The sequence below is a fragment of the Saccharopolyspora phatthalungensis genome (assembly GCF_014203395.1).
Taxonomy (GTDB): Bacteria; Actinomycetota; Actinomycetes; order Mycobacteriales; family Pseudonocardiaceae; genus Saccharopolyspora; species Saccharopolyspora phatthalungensis.
Map to the genome: position 1 here is coordinate 5,266,734 of NZ_JACHIW010000001.1, position 19,963 is coordinate 5,286,696.

A 19,963-nucleotide genomic window follows, 5' to 3' on the forward strand; every position below is an offset into this window, starting at 1 on the left:
AGGTTCCGAGCATTCCCTGCGCCACGAGGTGCAGTGTCGTATCGCCCGCGCAGCGGGCAGAGATTGGAGGTACGTCTCTGGATCTGATGCCTTACCTTAATCCGAAAGGAAACGGGGACAGTAGCATGGCAGGAAATCGACGGTCATGCCCAGGCGTATGGGGTGGCGCGTCGAGGGATCCGCGTGATACGGCGAAAACTAGACGGTCTGAATCCTAATCTCCAGAAGGTGCAATTGAACACCCGTTGGAAAGACGCCTGTAACCAACGCCGACCCCTGCGGCAGGATGAGGAATGGCCTGCCACAGACTTCCGGGGACCGGAGCGATGTCCGATAAGGACATTCAAGGAGATGAGTGGGACGCCTACGTCACGCTAGATACGTATGACACTGACAAACGTGGGATCACCTACGGGATGCGAGTCCTAAGGTGACAGAGGACCCGTAGTAGCCGCAGGAGTCACGCCCTGCCACGGAGGACGGCGAAGACCCGTCTACAGGGCAAAGGGGTCCAGGTGATCGGACATCAACAAGGCCACAAGGTACGCGTAATGCAGAAAGCCGAAACGGTACTGGACGTCCTCCACGACCGAGGCAGGAAAGGTCTGCCGTGCGATGAGCTCTATCGCCAGATGTTCAACAAGGAACTGTACCTGCTGGCATACGGGAACATCTACGCCAACCAGGGCGCAATGACTCCCGGGACCACGGACGAGACCGTGGACGGCATGTCCGAGGAGAAAATCAACGCCATCATCGAGGCGATGCGCCACGAACGCTACCGGTTCACTCCCACCCGCCGGGTGTTCATCCCGAAGAAGAACGGAAAGATGCGCCAGCTGGGACTGCCGTCATGGTCGGACAAACTCGTTGGCGAAGTGGTGCGCCTCCTGCTGGAAGCCTACTACGAGCCGACGTTCTCCGACCGCTCACACGGATTCCGCCGGAAACGGGGATGCCACACCGCACTACGCGAAGTGGAACATACCTGGACCGGCACCGTGTGGTTTATCGAGGGCGATATCGCTGACTGTTTCGGCAGTTTGGATCACGACATAATGATCAAGATCCTGGCGGAGAAGCTCCACGATAACCGGTTTCTCCGGCTTGTTCGGAACATGCTCAAAGCCGGGTACCTCGAAGACTGGGAACACCACGAGGCGCTAAGCGGGGTTCCGCAAGGTGGTGTGGTATCCCCCGTCCTTTCCAATATTTACCTGAACAAGCTGGACGAGTTCGTTGAGAAAATCCTCATCCCGCAGTACACCCGAGGACAACGCCGACGGCGCAATCCCGAATACTCACGGGTGAAACGCCGGCGGCAGGAGGCGCGCACGCGCGGCGACCGCGCCACAACGCGGGAGCTGACCAAGCAACTGCGCACCTTACCCTCGGGTGATCCTGTGGACCCCGGATACCGGCGGTTGCGGTACTGCCGCTACGCCGACGACCATATCCTGGGGTTCAGCGGACCGAAGGCCGAAGCCGAGGCCATCAAGGATGAGCTGGCCAGGTTCCTGCGCGACGAACTCGCACTGGACCTCAGCGCCGACAAGACGCTCATCACCCACGCCCGCACCGACGCGGCACGGTTCCTCGGCTACGAAATCACCGTCCAGCACGCCGACAGCAAGCTCACCTACGGCCGACGATCGGCCAACGGAGCGATCGCGCTGCGCGTGCCCCGCGATGTGATCACGGCCCACTGCGCCCTCTACCGGCGCCACGGCAAACCCTGGCACCGTCCGGCCATGCAGAACCTGCACGACTACGACATCGTGCGGACCTATGCGGCCGAATACCGGGGCGTGGTCAACTACTATCTTCTTGCTATCGACGTCTGGCGGCTCCACACGCTGCACTGGAACGCGCAGACGTCCATGCTGAAGACCTTGGCGGCCAAGCACAAGTCCACGGTCATGACGATGGCGGCCCGGCATCGGGCCAAGATCGAAACACCGTACGGGCTGCGCACGTGTTTCGAAGCCTGGGTTCACCGCGACGGCAAGCAAGACCTGGTAGCACGGTTCGGCGGGATATCCCTGACACGGAACAAGAGCGCGATCATCACCGACCGCGTTCCAGTCCGGGTTCCCTACCCGCGCAAGGAGATCGTCAACAGACTCGTGCGGAGCAGGTGCGAGCTGTGTGAGGACACCGGCCCCGTGGTGGTCCACCACGTCGCCAAACTCGCCCGGCTCGGTCAGCCCGGACCTGACCAACCGGCGTGGGCGTCGATCATGGCAGCCAAACGGCGGAAGACCCTCGTGGTCTGCCGACCATGCCACGACGCCATTCACGCCACTCCTGTCACGAACGCGGCATAGTCACTGGAGAGCCACGTGCATCGAAAGATGCCCGCGTGGTTCGGAGGGAGGGTGCACGAAAAGGACCGGGATCAACCCTAGAAACCCGGCACCTCGCGTGCAGCCCACCCTGTTCCAGCCGAGACCGGAGAAGAGCTGATGCGTTTGCGCGCCGAGCTGCACTGGGCGTGCTCCAACTGCACGCACTGCCAAGTAAGAATGCTCCTACCTGCACCTGTCGGTCCGGTTGCGATCGGAGCGGTCCGACACTGATCGCGAGCATCCGCATAGAAGTAGCCCAAAAGCCGCGTCAAACAACAATCTCGCCCCCAGACTTGATCTCAGCCTCCTTGCCGGCCGAGCACCGCTTCCAGGAACCTTTCACTCCTCTCCGCAGATATCATGAGGTCGTCGAGGACTGCGGCTCGCACGGTTCCGCTATCGAGGCCCGCTGACTCCATGACCTGGGTGAGTGCTCGCCGGTTGGTGTCCGACTTGGCCTGCTGGCATAAGCGATAGTCGAGGACGCCTTGCGCGACGTACTGTACGCATCGCCGGTCGCGACGGCTTGCCTAATGATCTCAACAGTGTCAATCCCCTTGAACCGTGGAGACGGTGTTATGCCACTTCGGGTGTGACCTGCGTTGTTGTGTTGGCTCGCGCTTGTGCCATGTGGTGCTCGAACGGGATCGGGCCGATGCCGTCGTTCGCGCTGTGTCGGTGAGTGGTGTTGTAGAAGTCCGCGATCCAGGTCGCCATCTTCAGGCGTGCTTCGGCGCGAGTGGCGAAGTGGTGCTGGTGGACGAACTCGACCTTCATGTGGAGTTGAACACCTCGGCGGCGGCGTTGTCCAGCGCTGATCCGACCCGGCCCATCGATTGCGTGATGCCCAGCGCGCGACAGGTCCTGCCTGTGGCCGCGGCGGTGTATTCGGATCCGCGATCAGAATGGAAGATCACCCCGTCGACCTGGCCGCCCCGGCTGGTGGCGGCCATCCGCAGGGACGCGGTCACCAGCGCCGAGTCGTGGTGGGCCGACATTCCATAGCCCAGCATCCGCCGCGAGAACAGGTCCTCGGTCGTGGCGAGGTAGAGCGGTCCCTCATCGGTGTCGATCTGGGTGACATCACCGCACCACAGCACATCCGGAGCCACGGCGGTGAACTTCCGGCGCACCAGATCCCTTGCCACGGGCCGTTTTCCAGACCGCGTCAACGACCGGCGCCGCTTCACCGGACGGCCGGCCAGGCCGAGTTCGGCCATCCGTGCCGCCACGGTTTTCTCCGAAACCTTCCAGCCGGCTTCCCGAAGATCATCGGTGATCCGGGGGCTGCCGTAGGTGCCGCCCGAGGCGGTGAACAGCGTCTGGATCTGCTCATCCAGCTGTGCGCGCCGCTGCTCACGCCGGGTGGGCTCACGGTTGATCCACTTGTAGAACCAGGACTGCGAGACTCCCAGGGCCCGGCAGGCGATCGCGTGCGGAACGCCGAAACCGGTCCTCTGGGACGCGATGAACTCCGCCACGATCACTGGTTCATCGCATCCTTGACCCACAGGACCATGGATTGCTTGAGGACATCACGCTCCATCTCTAACTCCGTTATCTCCTTGTCCCACTCGGCTTTCTCTGCCCGCAACCGCGTCAGCTCCGCGCGCTCGGCCTCATCCAGCGCGCCTCGCTCCTGCTCGGTGCGCCCACGATCAGCCTGCACCCAGTTATGCAGCGTGTACGGGCTAACACCCAACTCCCGCGCGACCTGCGCGACCGGCTTCCCGGTCTCCGCCACGATCCGCACCGCGCCCGCCCGGAACTCCGGATCGAACCGACGCCTCTTGTTTCCCACGACCTGATCATCTCTCCTAGCTCAGGTCTCCACGCTACGAGGGGAAGCACAGAGCTCACGGAAAGGAGGGCGCCCGCTTCCCCTGGCTCATGGGTGGCGGGGTCGAAGAGGTTGCGGATGTTGGGGACCGTTCCTTATTACCTGGGCACCGCGATGTCACGTGTGTCGTCGGCGCGATGTCTGCTGCCCAGATCACGATGACCGTCGAGCGGGCTTTCGAGGGTTGTTTGTGCTGGTAGGAGGTTTGGGCTGGGTGTCGGATGTCGTTGGCTTCTGGACGTTTCTCGTTTTTTGCGTCGAATGACGGTAGGGCGGTTCCTCGAGTCTTGTTTTCGCAGGTGGAGGGCTTTGTTTGGTCCGCGTCGCAAGGTTGGCTTCCGGACGTTTTCTCGTTACTTCGCCTGTGCGGGTTGTGGCGGGAAGGGGTCCCAGGCGGGGGTGGTCGGGTGGATTCCCCAGGCTGCCAGGTGATTGAGGGCCGTTGCGGTGGTCGTGAGTGCTGCTTGGATGTCGAGCGGCGGCTGGTGGTGGCGTGTGGCGACGATTCGGTCGGTGATGAGTTGGTGGCGTCCGAGACTGGTCTGGTTGGTGGCGACAAGCAGTCGGAGGCGGAATTCGGGCAGGTGCTGTGCGAGGAGTAGGTAGTTGTTGATGTGGCGGTTGAGGTTGTCGTATCGGCCGTGGCGCTCTACTTCGAGTGCGAGCAGCAGTGGTCCGGATTCGAGGGTGAAACCGACGAGGGCGTCCGGGATGATCCAGGATTGGCCTTTTCCGAGGCTGGTTCGGCGGGCGATGCGGAGTGGGCCGACGACGGTGGGGTGGGTCGCGGCGAGTTGTCCGACGAGGTGGGCGGTCAGCCGGTCGTGGTCGTGGTCTTGAATGCGGGGGCGTCGGGGTAGGCGCGTTCCGGTAGCGCGGGCGATGGCGCGGAAGGTGCGGTGACCGAGTTCGGTGGTGACCCATCGTCGTGGTGCTGGCGGGCTGGTGCGTAGCCACGCTGTGCGTTGCCAGTGCGCGAGGACCTGGCGAAGGTCGTCGCGTCGGAGGAAGCGGCCCCATTCTGCTGCGATGTGGAGGGCTGCATTGCTGACTTGGGCTGCCGTGGTCGGTTCGGTGTCGGGCAGGGTGCGGGCAAGTGCCCGTCGGGCGACTTCTCGGCTGGGGGCGGACCACGGTGGCGCGGTGGTGGGGATGGCCGCGAGGTGGTGACTGCCGGTGTGGCTGACGCGAGCTCGGCCCAACCGACGGGCCACCCCCGCTCGCGCGGGGAATCGGGCGGCAGCGGGGTCGCCGTGCTGCTGTGCCCAGGACCACCCCCACTCGCGCGGGGAATCGAGCGATGCCAGCAGTCCGGAGAGCTGCACGCTGGGGCCACCCCCGCTCGCGCGGGGAATCGAGTACGAGCCTGCGGGCGACCTCAACAAGGTCGGGACCACCCCCGCTCGCGCGGGGAATCGGCGGAGGTCATCGGGGTTGCCGTCCCCTACGTCGGACCACCCCCGCTCGCGGGGGGAATCGGCCGAACTGGTCCTGTCGGACTGGCCTGACGCGGGACCCCCCCGCTCGCGCGGGGAATCGCCGGTCTTGATCGCGACGGCCGTGTCCGGTGTCGGACCACCCCCGCTCGCGCGGGGAATCGGCAGTATCCAGATCCTTCGTCATGCGTTTCTCCGGACCACCCCCGCTCGCGCGGGGAATCGTCGGCGGATCGGGCACGCCAGTGGCTTCGGCTGGGACCACCCCCGCTCGCGCGGGGAATCGCAGTCGTCGCGGGTGCAGTTCGGGTCGGACACGGGACCACCCCCGCTCGCGCGGGGAATCGGGGATGCCCTTGGCGGCGTTGGAGTCCCACAGGGGACCACCCCCGCTCGCGCGGGGAATCGGTTCGCGAGCTCTTTGAGGACGCCCCACGATGGGGACCACCCCCGCTCGCGCGGGGAATCGGCTATTCTGCTAGTCAATTAAATCTAGCACACTGGACCACCCCCGCTCGCGCGGGGAATCGGCTTGGCGACCTGGTGAAATGCTATTGCGTTGCTGTTTTGTGATCCGGTGTGGTGTGGTCGGGGTTCATGATCGGGTGTGCTGTCGTCGCCGAGTACGTAGTGGATGTCGCGGATCATCCGGGGCACGAGGCGTAGGAGGCGAAGGTCGTCGCGCAGTTGGCGGCGGATGTCGCGGTGTGGGTTGTCGCTTCGGGCGAGTGAGAACGCGGTCGGCAGGATGTACTGGGTCTTGTAGAGGTCTGCGATGTCGTAGGTGAACGCACGCTGGTTGTGTTCGTGGATGAGTCCCAGGGCAGGCGAGGCACCGAGGCTGAGCAGGACGGCGGTGGTGATGCCGTAGAGGGCGGCGTTGCCTGCGGTGAGTGCTTTGTTGACCGGTTCGCCGGCGTCGAAGTCGTGCGGGTCGTAGGAGCGTTTGAACGGGCCGACACGGTGTTGTTTGGCGAGGTATTTGTTGGTCGCCTTGACTTGGGCGCCTTCCATGCCGCGAAGCTGTTGCAGGGTTGAGTCGGACGGGGGTGGTTCGCCGAAGCGGAGTTGGAAGTGTCGTCGTGCGGCCTGTATGCGTGCTGAGGAGTCTGCGACGATTTTGATTTGTTGGTGGAGAAGCCGGGTGGAGGTGTTGTGGTGGAGGAATGCGGAGTAGCAGCGGACTCCGGCGTTGCCGACCCAGACGACGACGGTGCCATCTCGGGTGAGTGCTGTGATGGCGGCTTGGGTGATGCTGGTTCCGGGGCCGAGCAGAAGGCAGGCGAGGCTGGCGCTGGGTAGGTAGACGCGGTCGATGTGGCCGGTGTCGGGGTGTTCGGTCTGGGCGCAGATGCCGTTGCGGTCGCAGACTACGCGCACGGTGTCGAGATAGAGGTGTGTGATGCGGTCTTTGATCGGATGCAGGCTAGATAGGCTGGGTTGCGTTGCTGTTTCATGAGGTTGTTTGGGTGTGGTGGGCGCCTCGGGTGTGGTCGGGCAGGTTGCTGGTGGTGATCGCGTGAGTGGTCGTCAGGGTGTCATGGTGCTGTTTGGGGTGGGGCGAGGCTGAGGAGGCCGCAGCCGTATGCCTTGGCTCGGCCGATGCCGTGTTGGACGGCTGCGGCGAGGGCGTTGGGGTCGGTGACGATGAGGTGGCCGTCGTACCGGACAGGGGAAATGGTGATCTTGTGTCGGCCGGAGCGTGCGTTGGTGGCGGTTTTGTAGCCGGTGAGTTGGGGGCTAGGGGAGGGGGCTATGTCGGGGCCGTGGTCTCCGGTGTGGGGGATGGTGAAGCCGTGGCGTTCGCCTTGGCGGAGGAGCCAGTTGATTTGGTCGTCGGGGCGGTGCAGCGCGACGCGTTTGCTTGGTCTGCGTGGTGCGGGTGGCTTGTCGCCGGGAGAGATGGCTTGGGTGGGGTTGGCCATGATGCGGAAGGCGAACCGGCGGCCGGGTTGGATGGCTGCGAGGACTGGTTGCAGGCAGCGCACGTATGCTCGGTCGCGTAGGTAGCCCTCGGGGAGGGTGGCCCAGTCGGGGTGGATCTGGCTTTGGATGTAGAGGGTGTAGCCGCTGGGGGAGGCGTCCAGTCTCCATAGGACGCCGTGTTCCTGGCGTGCTGGTGTGTTCTTGGGGAGGTCGGGGAAGGCGGACATGACGGTGCGGTGCAGGTCGTGGATGTTGGCGTAGTCGGTTCGGAAAGCGCGGGAGGCGACGTTGACCTGCAGCTTGCTCAGGAACACGCGCGGTCTCCGATCATGGCGGGGGTGAGTTCGACGTGGCCGGTGACGACGGTGCGGGATGCGTAGCGTCGGTCGCCGTCAGCGAAGGACAGTGGATGGTCGTGTCGTAGTTCCGCGGCGGGGTCGCAGGGCGGGGTATCTTGGACGGTGCGCAGCAGTGCGTTTCCGTCGGTGCGGGAGATCTGGTGGCGGAATTCGCGTCTGTTTTCCAGCCACGGGTGGGTTTTCAGTACCTCTGGCAGCGGTTGCTCGAATACGCCGGTCCCGTGCTGCTCGCGTCGCGATGGGTGTTCGAGAAGTGGGTTGGCGGGTACGAAGGCTTTGCGCCCGAAATAGAGTGGCCAGCGGGGTCGGCGGATGGCCTCATCGAGTTCGCTGATCGTCGTGAGCGGGCCGTGCAGGGCGACGAGGAAGAGTGCGTCGGCAAGGTAGTATCGGTCACTGACCACCGTGCGATGGTTCTTGCCGTGGGTGTTCGGGACGTTTTCGGTGACGTGGAAGTCGCGCTCGACGAGTCCCTCACGGTCGACCCGGACGCCCATCTCCAGTTCGGCGAGCGTAGTAATTCCGGCGGTGTCGGTGCGGCGGATGCCGCAGGCCGCGGCGAGGAGGCCGACGATGCCGGATTTGGTGGGTTCGGCGGCGGTGTCGCGGCGGATGAATTTCGAGCGCAGTCCCCACGATTGCATGGGGGCGTCGATGCGCAGGACCAGCGTTGCGGTGCTCACACGGATCATCCCAGGGCGGAGGTCAACGTTCGGTGGGTGAGTTCGGTCATCGAGCCGACGGTGTCGGATTCCGCCAGCGCGGGGACGGGCTCGGAAAGGGTAGCTGCGGTGACCTGGCGGATTTCGTCCTCGCCGTAGAAGCCGCGGAGCTGGGTGAAGTGTTCGCGCATCCGCGTGGTCGAGGTGGTGAGGACGTCGGTGCCGGTGACCGGGCGGAGGAAGGCGTTGGCGAGGTTCCATGCGCCGTGATCGCGTACTACGGTCAGCAGGGTTTCGGGCATGGTGCGTGCGGCGGTGGAGTTCTGCTTGCCGCTGGGGGTGGCGTGGATGAATGATCGTAGCCATGCGGTGGCTGCCCGCTCGACCAGGTCCTTGTCGTTGTCGAGGTTGTGCGTGAGCTGGTCTAGGTCGAGGTTGGCGTAGCGGTAGTAGCAGGCGGCGTTGAAGTCGACGGTGCCGATCATGTCGGCTCCGGCCTCGGCTTCGGGTTTGAGGTCGTCGACGGCGGTGTAGTAGTCGAATTCGGTGTTGACCGCGTGTGTGGAGAACGCGTGCGCCACCTGGGAGGCGGCGTTGACGTTGAAGTCCTTGTTGTCGGCGACCATGCGGCCGAACAGGGCGATGTCGGCGACCCGCCGGGCGTCGAGGATCCGGCGCGCCTCCTCGAGACGCTCGCGGTCCGGCTTGATCTTTTTGAGCTTGGCCTCGATTTTCTTGGCGTCCGCGGCGGACTTCTGTGCGGCCGCGTGTCGCTTGGCGGCGAGGTCGGTGAAAGCGTCCCAGTTCGTGCGGCAGAACCCGGCGAGTTCGTCGACGGCGCGATGGCCGACGAACATCAGGTACTCGGTCAGGTCGTTTTTGGCGATCCCGAACCCGAGCTCGCGCAGCGCCTCCCGGACAACGTCCTCGGTAGCGGCTTCGGGAGTGTCGGTGCCGTCGAGTTTCCGCGCGGTCTCGGTCAGCAATCGCTTGGTCCGCACACCCGTCTCCGAGATATCCAGCCCATGCTTCTGGAACAGCGAGCGGGCGGACCGCTTGAGGCATTGGCTGGAGATCCGGCCGCGGAGGACACCACCGAAGGTGACGCTTTTGGGCTGGCCCACATCGTCACGGTTGAGGTTGCTTGCCGGGAACGATTGAAGCAGGTGCAGCTCGATGATCATGCGGAAGCCCCTCCGGAGCGATCGTCGGTGTCGGCGTGAACGCTGGAATCAATTGCGCGGTGGAAATCTCGCGCCCACTTCATACGAACCTGGTGCGCGAGTCGGCTGTTGGGTGGCGCGGAGCTCAGGGTGACCAGGTCGTCGAGCAGGCTTTCGAAGTTCAGGGCGATGTTGTGACCACGGAGCAGCTGGACGGCTTGCCGCACGTAATGCGCCACGCTGTTCGGCGCCACCGACAGCAGCTGCCTCATCCGCGCCTCAGACGCCCCTTGGTCGACTTTGCGCATCGCCGCTCCGAGAGGAAGACGACGCTCGCCGTGGTTCGGGGAGCTGGGGGCCAGTGCGAACAACCCGGCCACAAGCAGCCAAGTCTCTTCTTCTCGCGCCGGAGGATTCTGTTCGAAAAGGAAATCCAGCGCAGCGGGTTGGTACTCCCGCGTCAGGCTGCGCCGTAGCTGAGCTAGGGTTTTCCGCGCGTCAGCCGTCCTCGCGTCGTGGCCGTGGCTGTGGAGGGCGTCTCCGAGTTGGTACAGGTTCGAGATGAACGCACGTCGGCGATCGTGGTCGTCAGTCACCATTGTCCTCGTCCTCATCTCGGCAGCGGTCCAGGTCGATGTCGTAGTCGCGGCACAACCCACCAAGTCGCGACTGGAAGCGGCTTTCGGCATCCGCGAGCGCCAACAGCTGCCGCCCTGATTCCCGGGGCAGCTGCCACGCCCAGGTGCGCACCGCGGCGTTCGCGACGCGCCGCACCGTCTCCTTCCACCACTCAAACGGCGCGAACAACGCTGCCTGCGAGACCGAGCCGGCGGTCTGCGCGTTCTGGAGCACGACGCCAAGGTCACGAAGGACGGTGCCGAAGGGCGCGGGTAGTTCCGGCCAGTACCACTGGCTCAATGTGCTGCGCCGTCGGGCGTGCGCCCGCTCGGCCGCGAGCGCTTCGTCGTAGAGCCTTTCCAGCCATTGCAAGGCCGCTCCGATGTCGTCAGCCAAACCGACCGCATACCCGAGCAGCTGCTCGACACGGTCGTCGGTGTCGTTGACCCGAAGCAAAGCCACTGGTGCGGGCACGGTCTCCTGAAACCAGGTCTGCACCGCGCCACCCTTGGGATCGAGCTGCTGGCCGAACACCCGCAGCGAGTACACCTCGTCGTCCGGGGCGTACTCGGCAACGTGATCGAGCACCCGCGGGCGTTGGCGGGGGTTCGCCGGCGGCGCCGGCAGCAGCAACTCACGGCAGTGCCGCCAGACGCCCCGCAATTCCTCCAGCACCACAGGATATTTCGGTCCGGCGGGAAACAAGCCGTGTTTGGTCTTGGTCATCCGTTGCCGGAACGCCGCCATGAGCTCGGCATCCGCGAGCTCGGTACGCAGGCGGGTGCCCGGGGTGATCACTACGCCGTTGACGGTCGATCTCCCGTTGTGACGGGATTCCTGCAGCAGGATGCGCCGGGAGGGCCAGGTCAGCAGATCCGTCCAGCCGCGCGGCGGACGTCGTTCCTTGTCCGGCTCCGGGCTCGGAGGGGTGTCGAGTTCCCACTGTGGGCAGTCGTCGGGACGGGTGGGGTTCGGTTTGCCTCGTCCGGGTGCGTACACAGGCATGTTCAACAGCAGCGTGTCCTTCAACGTCGCGCCCTCGACGACCACCGTGCCGAAGAAGTTGCACAACGCACGCTCGGACGACTTATCGCTGCGGTACGGGGTTTTCAACCCACCGGGATCGAAGGCATGCACGGTCACCAACCAGCGCGCGGCCACTGCGGCATCAAGCTCAGGCCGATCACCTGCCGTGGTCTGATCGAATAGCGTCGCGTTGTTGCCCACTGAACGATTCAAGACCAGCTGAGCGGCCGAGCCCATCTTCTCCCGCGGCAGGCCAGGGCACTGAAGAAACGGACGAGCTCCGAACAGGTCAAAGCGATCGAAGAATCTGGAGCGATACTCCAGCAACGGCCCGTCGGGGAAACAGGGCGCGTCCCAGAGAGCGTGCCAGGATTTTCCGCTGTCCGGGCCGTACACACGGTGAGCCAGCGCCAACAGCAACCGGTAGACAGCAGCGGTGACCACCGGGGCTTCGCCTTCCACCCACCGCAATTCGTGCGCCCGCGTGAACGCCTCGGCCAGTCCGACCTCTTCCGGGTTCCGATCCTCGCCGACCACGGGAACCCAATGCTCATCCAGCAGATCGAAAGCCAAACGGTTTCTCCTCGTCAAAGGGCAGCGACGCCCCACAACGTCGACGTTGACCGTGCACGCGATCGTTGTCCGCGTCGGTCATGGCGCACAAGCTGAACTACATTTACTCGCAAGGGCAAGTACACGCTGATTCCCGATTTCGAACCATGGACCCCCACTGTTCGGCGCTCGACGATAGCAAGCCCCCGTGGCAGCCTTCAAGATCCCCATACATGCCGGGACTTTCGCCGCGCTACCTCGGATAACACTGTTGAATGCCCAACAACAAGCGCTGCTGGAATATGCCAAAGGCGTGTATTCTCTCGCTTTTCGGTCATCACTCGCCATCGGAACGTTCCCTCATGAGAAGATCGCCCTCCGCGGTGCTGTAGAAGGTGAGTGGCCCGAGGGTGCAGTGCCCATCGCGCAGAATGAGCGGCCGGTGGTCGGTCAGCCAGTCGGACTCGGCGAAGCATTCGGGTACGGCAAGGTCGATGAGCGCGGCGAACGCATCGGGGGAGAGATCGTCGGGCACGGTGAGATGAACGACCGATGCGGCGAGTTCCACGGCTGTGGCTTCAGGAAGCTCGATGGCATCGAGGTCGACAGGCGTGCCGTGCCGGCTGACCGGTAGGTCTTGGTCGGTCGTCCACAGTGGAACGAGGGTGATGCTGTCCTCGAACGGTGAGGGCTGGTCATCGTGGCCGGTGAACGTCATGATCGGTCTTTCTGGGGGCCGGTGTTGCGACGGGTCTGATTGGGGCTGCCGGGGCGTTCGGTCAGGTCGCGCAAGCTGTCGTGATCGTCGCAGCGAGGCACGCAGGGCACGTGACCGCGGTAGTCGGCCAGGTCGGTACTGCGGCGGTATTGCATCGAGGACAGGGTCTGATGGTCGTGTGCGTACACGGCGTGTACGAGGTCGGGGATGTCCTCGGGCAAGCTCAGCTGGTCTCGCCCGGCTAGGACCGCCCAGCTGACTTCCAGCAGGTAGCGCCCGTAGAGATTGGCCGGCCCCCGGGGAAACCTGACCTTGCCGTGGGCGGGGGCGGGCTGGCCGGCCATACCCACCAGCCCGATCTCCTTCTCCTTGATTGCCCGGTCCTGATGTTTGTGACGATGGAGTCGACCAAGCCGCTGCAGAAGCAGGTCGATCGGGCAAGGATCCGAGACCAGCACGTCGACGTCGAGATCGAGGTTCTCCAGCGCGGAGGTTCCCACCACGATCACGTTGCGCGGATACTTGCTTTTCGGACCGAGCCGGCACCGCAGGTCCTCTTCGATACGGGCACGGTCGGCGTCATCCGGGCCTCGAGTCAGGACACGAACAACGGTGCCGCCGTTTCTGGACTTAAGGGCTTTCTTGAGCGCCGTCGCGGTAGCTTGGACTCGGACGAGGGTGCTGTGGACGATCATCGCGCTGCTGTGGGTGCCAATCCGGTCCAGAACCCAGTCGACGAGCTCGTCATCGGACAGCGGGGCCAGTCGCACACGGCGGGTGTCCTGCTCGGTGACGACAGGCACCGCTGCCGGAGCCTCCTCGGCGTCGGCCCAGGTCAACCGCCAGCCGCTCGGCTCCACGGTCGCGTGATCGCCAGTGGCGACGGGTTCGACGCGTGCGCCGGCCCGCCACTCGGCGATCAGCTCGTCACGGCGCTGGGCGGGCAGCGTCGCTAACATGAGGATCGCCGGAATGCCCAGCCGTCCACACCACCACAGCAGCCGGTCCAGCAACCGCGAGGTGTAGGTGTCGAAGGCGTGGACCTCGTCGATGAGCAGCACCTTGCTCGACAAGCTGGTCAGGCGCACGAAGGTATGCCGGGAACGCACCACCCCGCGCAGCGCCTGGTCGACAGTGCCGACACCGATCGGCGCCAACAGCCCGCGGTTCATCGCAAACCACTCACGAGCCGCGATCCGCTCCGCTCGCGCCTGCTCCTCACCGAGATCAGACCCCAGATCCTCCGGCATGATGCTCGCGTCCTGCCCGGCCTGTTCGGCGCGGACCTGCTGCAAAGCCAAACCATGCACCGGAACCGCCCGCAACGAGCAGCCTGTTCGCACCAGCAGCTCGTTGACCTCGTCGTAGAACTGCTTGCCCGTGGCCCGCGTCGGCAACGCCGCGTAGATCCCGGACAGCGACAAGGCCCGCACCATGCTCGCAGCCGCCTGCAACCCCGCCTTCGTCTTGCCCTCACCGGTCGGTGCCTCGATCACCAGCACCCCAGGCCGCGTACGCCCCTCGACCAGACTCTGCACGGTCACCTGCAGCCAACGCGGACTCTCCCCGAACAGCGCCTGAAAACCTGTCTCAGCCGGGCGCCACGGCACCCACCCGAACCCAGCGACCACCCGCTGCGCCTGCTCACGCGATTCACGGTGGTAGGCAACCAGATCCGTGACCTCCGGGCACCACGGGAAACGCGCCCTGCCCGACGCGATCCAATCGCTGATCGTCGTCAAACCGGCCAGCCCGAGTGCCGCCACCAAGCTCACCCGCACCGCCTTCCACGGGAGTTCCTGCGGCAGGGGCAGCCCCCACAATCCCACGACCGTTTCCACCGTGGCGTCCCGCAACCGTCCCCAGCTTTCCCCACCGAGGTGGGCACGGGCAGCGATCGCCTGCCTGATCGTGAACCGGTCCGGCAGCCAGCCATGATGCCCACCTACCGCACACGCCACAGCATCCGCTACCTCACGACGAGCTCCCCACTGCTGTAGTCGAAGGTAGAAGTGCGCTGCAGTGGCCAGGCCGTGATCGAGATCTTTCCTTGGCTTCCGGCCAGTAGCCACTTGCGCCCGCCTGATCGCCCCCGCCGCCCGATTCCCCATCCGCTCAATCGCAATCTCAGCGCATTGCGCCTGGAACACCGGCGAAACCTTGCCCAAGTCATGCAACCCGCACGACACAGCCACCCACCGCCATACATCGCCCAATGGCGCCAGCCCAGACTCCAACTCCGCGCGCACCTGAGGGCCGAGCATCACCGGATACAACAACTCCGCCACCGCAGCCGTATCAATCGCATGGCACACAAGAGGATGCGGCGTCCCGGTCTTCCCCTCCTTCGCCCACGGCGCAGTCACCGCCGCCAACAACCCAGCCGGCGCCACACCGCCCTCGCCAGCTGCTCCCAACGACATTTCGTCTACGCCGGAAAACTCAGAAATCGCCTATCCTCCTAGTAGGACTTTGTTAGGTGGTCATGGTGGTTGCTGGTGGCAGGTGGGGCATCGGCCTGTCCAGGTGGCCAGCAGGACCTGGAGGGCGTGGAGGATCTTGTAGAGAGTCAGGCCGCCCCAGGTGCTTTTGGGCTGGTCAACCGGAGTTCGGTGAGGAACAGATGGGCGGCGGAGGTGAGGGTGACGTGGCGGTGCCAGCCGGTGAAGGAACGCCCTTCGAAGTGGGTGAGCCCGAGCCCGGTCTTGAGTTCCCGGTAGTCGTGTTCGATGCGCCACCGGATCTTGGCCAGCCTCACCAGCTCACGCACCGGGGTGTCCTCGGGCAGGGTGGAGATCCAGTAGTCGGTGGGTTCGGGCTCGCGGGGCGGCCATTCGACCAGCAGCCAGCACACCGGCAGACTGCCGTCAGCCTCCCGGGGAATATCGCGGTTGGCCGGCCGCACCCGCAGGGCCAGGAACCGAGAGCGCATCGCAGCGGTGGGATTGCCCTGGGTTTTCTTGGTTCCCTGCCGCCAGGTCACCCACCGCAGGCCCGTGCGTCCGGCGGCGAGCACGAGATCCCGCAACGTGGCGGGCGTGTCCTGGTAGCGGGGTGCGGGCCGCCGTCCCCGGCCGGAATACGACGCGGCCACCGGCTCGGCGTCTGCGGGATGAGCGGTGGCGGCCGCCTTGACGGCCATCACATACGGCAGTCCTCGTGCGCCCAGTTCGCACCGGAAGGTCGCGTTATCGCCGTAGCCGGCATCACCGACCACCACCGGCGGAATGTGCCCCCAGGCGGCCAGTTCGTCGAGCATCTCCAACACCAGCCGCCACTTCGGGCGATACCCCTGATCCTCAGGAATGCCGCAACGTGCCCGCCGGGCGGCGATGCGTTCGGCCTCGGCGCCGGTCGCGCACTCATCATCCCAGCTCTGCGGGAGAAACAACCGCCAGTCCAGCGCGGCCGAACAGGCATCGGTGACCGCGTGCACGCTCACCGCGACCTGGCAGTTGGTGACCTTGCCCGCCGTGCCGGTGTACTGCCGGGCCACCCCCGGCGAGGCCTCGCCGTCCTTGAGATGCCCGGTGTCATCCAGCACGAACGCCTCCGGGCACACCACCTGCACCGCCCGCGCCGCCAACCGCCGCCGCACCACCGCATAATCCCACGTCGAGGACGTGATGAACTGCTGCAACCGCTGATGATCCACCCCCAACCGCTCGGCCATCGGCTGCATCGACTTACGCCGCCCGTCCAGCATCAGCCCCCGCAGATACAGCCCACCATTCGCCCGCTGCTCACTACGGACGAACGACGTGAACACCTCACCCGCGAATTCCTCCAAACGGTCACGGACAGCGTCAAGCTCAGCCGGCAGCATCCCAAGATCATCCCACACGATGATCTACAAGTAACAAAGCCCTACTAGGCTAGTGGTTTGTAATGCTGGACTCTTTACTTAGCGTTGTTGTCGACAAGCTTCTTGATGTTGGTCTGGACGAGCCGGACCTTGGCCAGGATCTCGTCGGCTGTTGCGGTCCAGGCAAACGGCTTCGGGTTGGTGTTCCAGTGCTGAATGTAGTCGCGGATGCGGGAGATGAGGACCTTGACCGAGCTGAAGGTGCCGCGCCGGATCGCCTGCCGGGTGATGATCGAGAACCAGTTCTCGATCTGGTTGATCCACGAGGATCCTTTGGGTGTGAAGTGGAACCTCACCCGTGGGTTCTTCTCAAGCCAGGCCCGCACCTGCGGGGTGGTGTGGGTGGAGAGGTTGTCGAGCACGACATGGATGTCCTTGCCGTGGTGGGGTTTCACGGCCTGTTTGAGGAAGGCCAGGAAGTCCGCGCCGTTGCGGGTGGGTTTGCACTCGCCGAAGACCTCGCCGGTGTCGACGTTGAGCGCGGCGAAGAGGTTCGTCGTGCCGTGCCGCACGTAGTCGTGGGTGCGTTTCTCGGCTGCACCGAAGGCGATCGGCAGCACCGGCTGCGTGCGATCGAGGGCCTGGACCTGTTGGGTCGGGGACGGGACGCCGTGCAGCCTTTCGGCTGTCGGTTTTCCCGTCCCCGCCCGCCGAACCCGGCGTGCGAGTCGTCCCCGCACCGGGCTCTCCACGTGTCCCGAAGGGCTAGCTGACGAGTTCGGAGACCTGCCCGACAAAGGCCACGTCGTCGTGGCTGGTGCGGCGGAAACGGGCTCCCGCCGGATTGACCACATCGACGTTGAACGGCGTGGCGATCTGCGTTCCGCGGTAGCGGTACCGTTCGACCCCCATCTTCGCCGGGTTGTAGAGGGTCAGCCCGTCCGCTGCGATCCGGTCGGCCCCGTAGTAGCGCCGCCGGATCTGTTTCCAGGTCAGGTGCGGATGCTTGCGACGTATCCAGTAGATCACCCGCCACCAGGCATACCAGCCCAGATAAGCGAAGGTCTTCTTGGACGCGCCGTAGCGGAAATACGCAGCCCAGCCCCGCAGGATCGGGTTGACCATCCGCAACAGTTGACCCAATCCCAGCGAGACGGTGCCGGCCCCTGTGGCCTGCTTGATCTTGTGCATCACCCCGGCCAACGCTTGCTTGGACGGGATGGTCAGCACCACCCGACGACCATCGCCCCTGCGCCGCCGCTGGATACGGAAGCCGAGGAACACGAACCCGTCGTCTACGTGCGTCACGAGCGTCTTTTCCGCCGAGAGGGTCATCTTCAGCTCACGCGCCAGCATCCCGCCGATCTCGTTCCGTAGCGCCTCGGCATCCGACCGGTTGCCGTGCACGAGCACGACGAAGTCGTCCGCGAAGCGCACCAGCCGATAATTCGGCAATCCCCGCCGACGGCGGTGTTGCCGCCGCCACGGCGGGCTCATCTGCCGTTCCCAGACCGCCGCGAAGTGCTGGTCCAAGACGGACAAATAGATGTTGGCCAACAGAGGAGAAGCGACCCCACCCTGCGGCGTGCCTGTCAGACTCGCCGCGAATCCGCCATGCTCTTCGACGATCCCGGCCCGCAAGAAAGCACGGACCAGTCGCACCACCTTACGATCGGCGATGCGTCGGGCCACCAGGTCCATCAGGACGTGGTGGTCGACGTTGTCGAAGCAGGCTTTGATGTCCCCTTCGACCACCCACTCGTAGCCCTGGGTGGTCATCTTGTGGATCTCGGCGATGGCGTCTTGTGCCCGTCTTCCCGGCCGATACCCGTAACTATGCGGATAGAAATCGACTTCGAAGATCGGTTCCAGGACCAGTTTCAAGGCCATCTGCGCCACCCGGTCCCGCAGCGTCGGAATCCCCAGATAACGGACCTTGCCGCCCTTCTTGGGGATCGTCGTCTGCCGCACCGGCAACGCGGTGAAACTGCCGTCTTTCAACGACGAACGCAGCTCGTCCAGAAACGCCGGCACTCCGATGTCCTCTTCGACGTGGCGGCGCGTCACCGCGTCCACCCCTGCTGTCCTGGCGCCCCGGTTGCCCGACACCCGTTCCCAGGCGACCAGCAAGGTCGCCTGATCACAAACCAAGTTGAACACGTCATCGAACCGTTTGTCCGGTTCGTTTCTTGCCCATCGGTGCAGCTTCCGCTGGTGGTCAAGTACCCGCCGTTCCGCCCTCGCGAGGTCGGACTCGCTCGGAGCACCGCTATTCAACAGTGACCTCCCCAACCACAACCAAGCTGCTGATCACGCTGCCGTCCTTCCCCATGCGCACGGGCTTTCCCCGGCTCGGAGTACTACAACGGCTCCGCCACGACCCGATGCCCACAGCGGGCGTCGCGCCTGCCCACCAACCCCGCGGCTCGGCGGCTGGCTCGGGCGGCACCGGGCCGCTTCCCACGTTCGCTGATGTCCGTTACGACGGGGTCGACGTCCAGCTATACCCCGGCGGCATCGCCACAAGCCGCACATCGCAGTCTTGGCTCGGGCCTCCCGCCACCCAAAACACACAGGCAACGGAAGCGGACAAGCCAAAACCCACGGCCTGTCCAGCACCGCAAAGCGATCCATCCGCCAGGTTTGCCGGACCGCTGACGACTCACGGGGCTTCTGCCACTGGTTCGGTTTCCCTACGCCTTCCCGTCCTTGCTAGCGGGCACGAGCCGTCTGGCAGTACCGACCCGCCCCTACATTGTCAAGGCCGCTCCCGGCCTCACCCTCAACCCAGGGCTCAACCTGCCTCCAGCTTCGACCGGTCACTGCGATGACCGGCGGCGGGCACCACCTCCCGCACGGCTACCATCAGCGCCTCGTGGCGCACGCGTTTTCTCGTCGACGCAGAGCACCACCGCGCTACCTGGTGGCTGGAGGTAAAGTCCGACGATGTCGGCGACCTTGTCGGCGAACTCGGGATCCTTGCCGACCTTGAACGTGCCCTGCCGATGCGGTGGCAATCCGTGCTCTCGCCACAGTTTCGCCACGTAGTTGTGAGACACGGCCACGCCCTCGGTGCGCTTGATATAGGCGGCCATCTCCCGGCTAGACCAGTGCGACAGTCCCGTCTCGCCCGGCGGGCTTGCCTGCATCAGCGCGAGGATCCGCCCGCGAATCCGGGCCGGAACCTGCTCGCGAGGCGCGGCATGCGACTGATCCAGCAGGCCCGGGATCCCGTCCGTGGCATACCGGTCCAGCCACAGATCCACCGTCGGCCGCGACACCCCGGCCAACGATGCGACCTCCTTCTTGCGCCTGCCTTCCGCGCACCACAACACAATCCGTGCCCGCGTCGCCACCCGCGCCGGCACATCCCGACTGTTCGTCAGCGCCCGCAGCTCGGTTTCCTCACCCGTCGACAGTTCCACGGCCCCAGTCAGCACGACGATCAATCAAGCCAGAGTAAAGTAACCAGAATTACGGAACACTAGGTCAGCTACCCGCAATACCGGG

General features: G+C 65.0%; 16 protein-coding genes, 1 pseudogene and 1 CRISPR repeat array. Of the genes and pseudogenes, 1 reads left to right on the top strand and 16 read right to left on the bottom strand.

Going from position 1 to position 19,963, the window contains the following annotated elements; genetic code table 11:
- The first annotated feature begins 551 nt into the window (after positions 1-551).
- On the top strand, positions 552-2,327 hold the full coding sequence (locus BJ970_RS24135; RefSeq protein ID WP_184728324.1) for a reverse transcriptase/maturase family protein: 1,776 nt from the start codon (positions 552-554) through the stop codon (positions 2,325-2,327).
- 597 nt (positions 2,328-2,924) lie between these two features.
- Here BJ970_RS24135 and BJ970_RS37165 read toward each other — a convergent pair.
- From BJ970_RS37165 to BJ970_RS24210, 16 genes and pseudogenes are all read right to left on the bottom strand, one after another.
- Entirely contained in the window at positions 2,925-3,125 is a 201-nt protein-coding gene (locus BJ970_RS37165) for an IS3 family transposase (RefSeq protein WP_221467296.1), read from the bottom strand.
- Positions 3,122-3,835 carry an IS3 family transposase gene (locus tag BJ970_RS24140; RefSeq protein WP_221467297.1) on the bottom strand — a complete coding sequence of 238 codons (714 nt, stop codon included), beginning with the start codon at positions 3,833-3,835 and terminating at the stop codon, positions 3,122-3,124. Before BJ970_RS24140 ends, BJ970_RS37165 begins: the two co-directional genes overlap by 4 nt.
- On the bottom strand, positions 3,832-4,149 hold the full coding sequence (locus BJ970_RS24145) for a transposase (RefSeq protein WP_184728325.1): 318 nt from the start codon (positions 4,147-4,149) through the stop codon (positions 3,832-3,834). Before BJ970_RS24145 ends, BJ970_RS24140 begins: the two co-directional genes overlap by 4 nt.
- 392 nt (positions 4,150-4,541) lie before the next feature.
- The gene (locus BJ970_RS24150) at positions 4,542-5,390 is read right to left on the bottom strand and encodes a hypothetical protein (protein ID WP_184728326.1); all 849 of its coding nucleotides are present in this window, start codon (positions 5,388-5,390) and stop codon (positions 4,542-4,544) included.
- 8 nt (positions 5,391-5,398) lie between these two features.
- Positions 5,399-6,154: direct repeats of the CRISPR family, unit length 25 nt; unit sequence CCACCCCCGCTCGCGCGGGGAATCG.
- 151 nt (positions 6,155-6,305) lie between these two features.
- A pseudogene (gene cas1e / locus BJ970_RS40160) lies at positions 6,306-7,004 on the bottom strand (type I-E CRISPR-associated endonuclease Cas1e); the annotation flags it as partial.
- A gap of 158 nt (positions 7,005-7,162) precedes the next feature.
- The gene (cas6e, locus tag BJ970_RS24160; protein WP_184728327.1) at positions 7,163-7,864 is read right to left on the bottom strand and encodes a type I-E CRISPR-associated protein Cas6/Cse3/CasE; all 702 of its coding nucleotides are present in this window, start codon (positions 7,862-7,864) and stop codon (positions 7,163-7,165) included.
- Complete coding sequence (cas5e, locus tag BJ970_RS24165) at positions 7,855-8,592, bottom strand: type I-E CRISPR-associated protein Cas5/CasD (RefSeq protein WP_312864379.1); 738 nt, start codon at positions 8,590-8,592, stop codon at positions 7,855-7,857. Before cas5e ends, cas6e begins: the two co-directional genes overlap by 10 nt.
- A 5-nt stretch (positions 8,593-8,597) precedes the next feature.
- Positions 8,598-9,755 (bottom strand): type I-E CRISPR-associated protein Cas7/Cse4/CasC, encoded by a 1,158-nt coding sequence (cas7e, locus tag BJ970_RS24170; protein ID WP_184728329.1) that lies wholly within the window; start codon positions 9,753-9,755, stop codon positions 8,598-8,600.
- Positions 9,752-10,333: a type I-E CRISPR-associated protein Cse2/CasB gene (gene casB, locus BJ970_RS24175; RefSeq protein WP_184728330.1), complete on the bottom strand. Its 582-nt coding sequence runs from the start codon at positions 10,331-10,333 to the stop codon at positions 9,752-9,754. Before casB ends, cas7e begins: the two co-directional genes overlap by 4 nt.
- Positions 10,323-11,951, bottom strand: a complete 1,629-nt coding sequence (casA, locus tag BJ970_RS24180; protein ID WP_184728331.1) for a type I-E CRISPR-associated protein Cse1/CasA — start codon at positions 11,949-11,951, stop codon at positions 10,323-10,325. Before casA ends, casB begins: the two co-directional genes overlap by 11 nt.
- Positions 11,952-12,267: 316 nt before the next feature.
- Complete coding sequence (locus BJ970_RS24185) at positions 12,268-12,648, bottom strand: hypothetical protein (RefSeq protein WP_184728332.1); 381 nt, start codon at positions 12,646-12,648, stop codon at positions 12,268-12,270.
- A complete protein-coding gene (gene cas3 / locus BJ970_RS24190; protein ID WP_184728333.1) occupies positions 12,645-15,071 on the bottom strand; it encodes a CRISPR-associated helicase Cas3' in 2,427 nt (808 codons plus the stop codon). Before cas3 ends, BJ970_RS24185 begins: the two co-directional genes overlap by 4 nt.
- Positions 15,072-15,217: 146 nt before the next feature.
- Positions 15,218-16,474, bottom strand: a complete 1,257-nt coding sequence (locus BJ970_RS24195) for an IS701 family transposase (RefSeq protein WP_184726914.1) — start codon at positions 16,472-16,474, stop codon at positions 15,218-15,220.
- 74 nt (positions 16,475-16,548) lie between these two features.
- On the bottom strand, positions 16,549-17,193 hold the full coding sequence (locus tag BJ970_RS24200) for an IS630 family transposase (RefSeq protein WP_221467298.1): 645 nt from the start codon (positions 17,191-17,193) through the stop codon (positions 16,549-16,551).
- A 25-nt stretch (positions 17,194-17,218) separates the two neighbouring features.
- Positions 17,219-18,613, bottom strand: coding sequence for a group II intron reverse transcriptase/maturase (ltrA, locus tag BJ970_RS24205; RefSeq protein WP_221467299.1), 1,395 nt, complete (start codon positions 18,611-18,613; stop codon positions 17,219-17,221).
- Between the two features lie 659 nt (positions 18,614-19,272).
- Complete coding sequence (locus BJ970_RS24210) at positions 19,273-19,893, bottom strand: IS630 family transposase (protein WP_312864467.1); 621 nt, start codon at positions 19,891-19,893, stop codon at positions 19,273-19,275.
- Between the last annotated feature and the right edge of the window lie 70 nt (positions 19,894-19,963).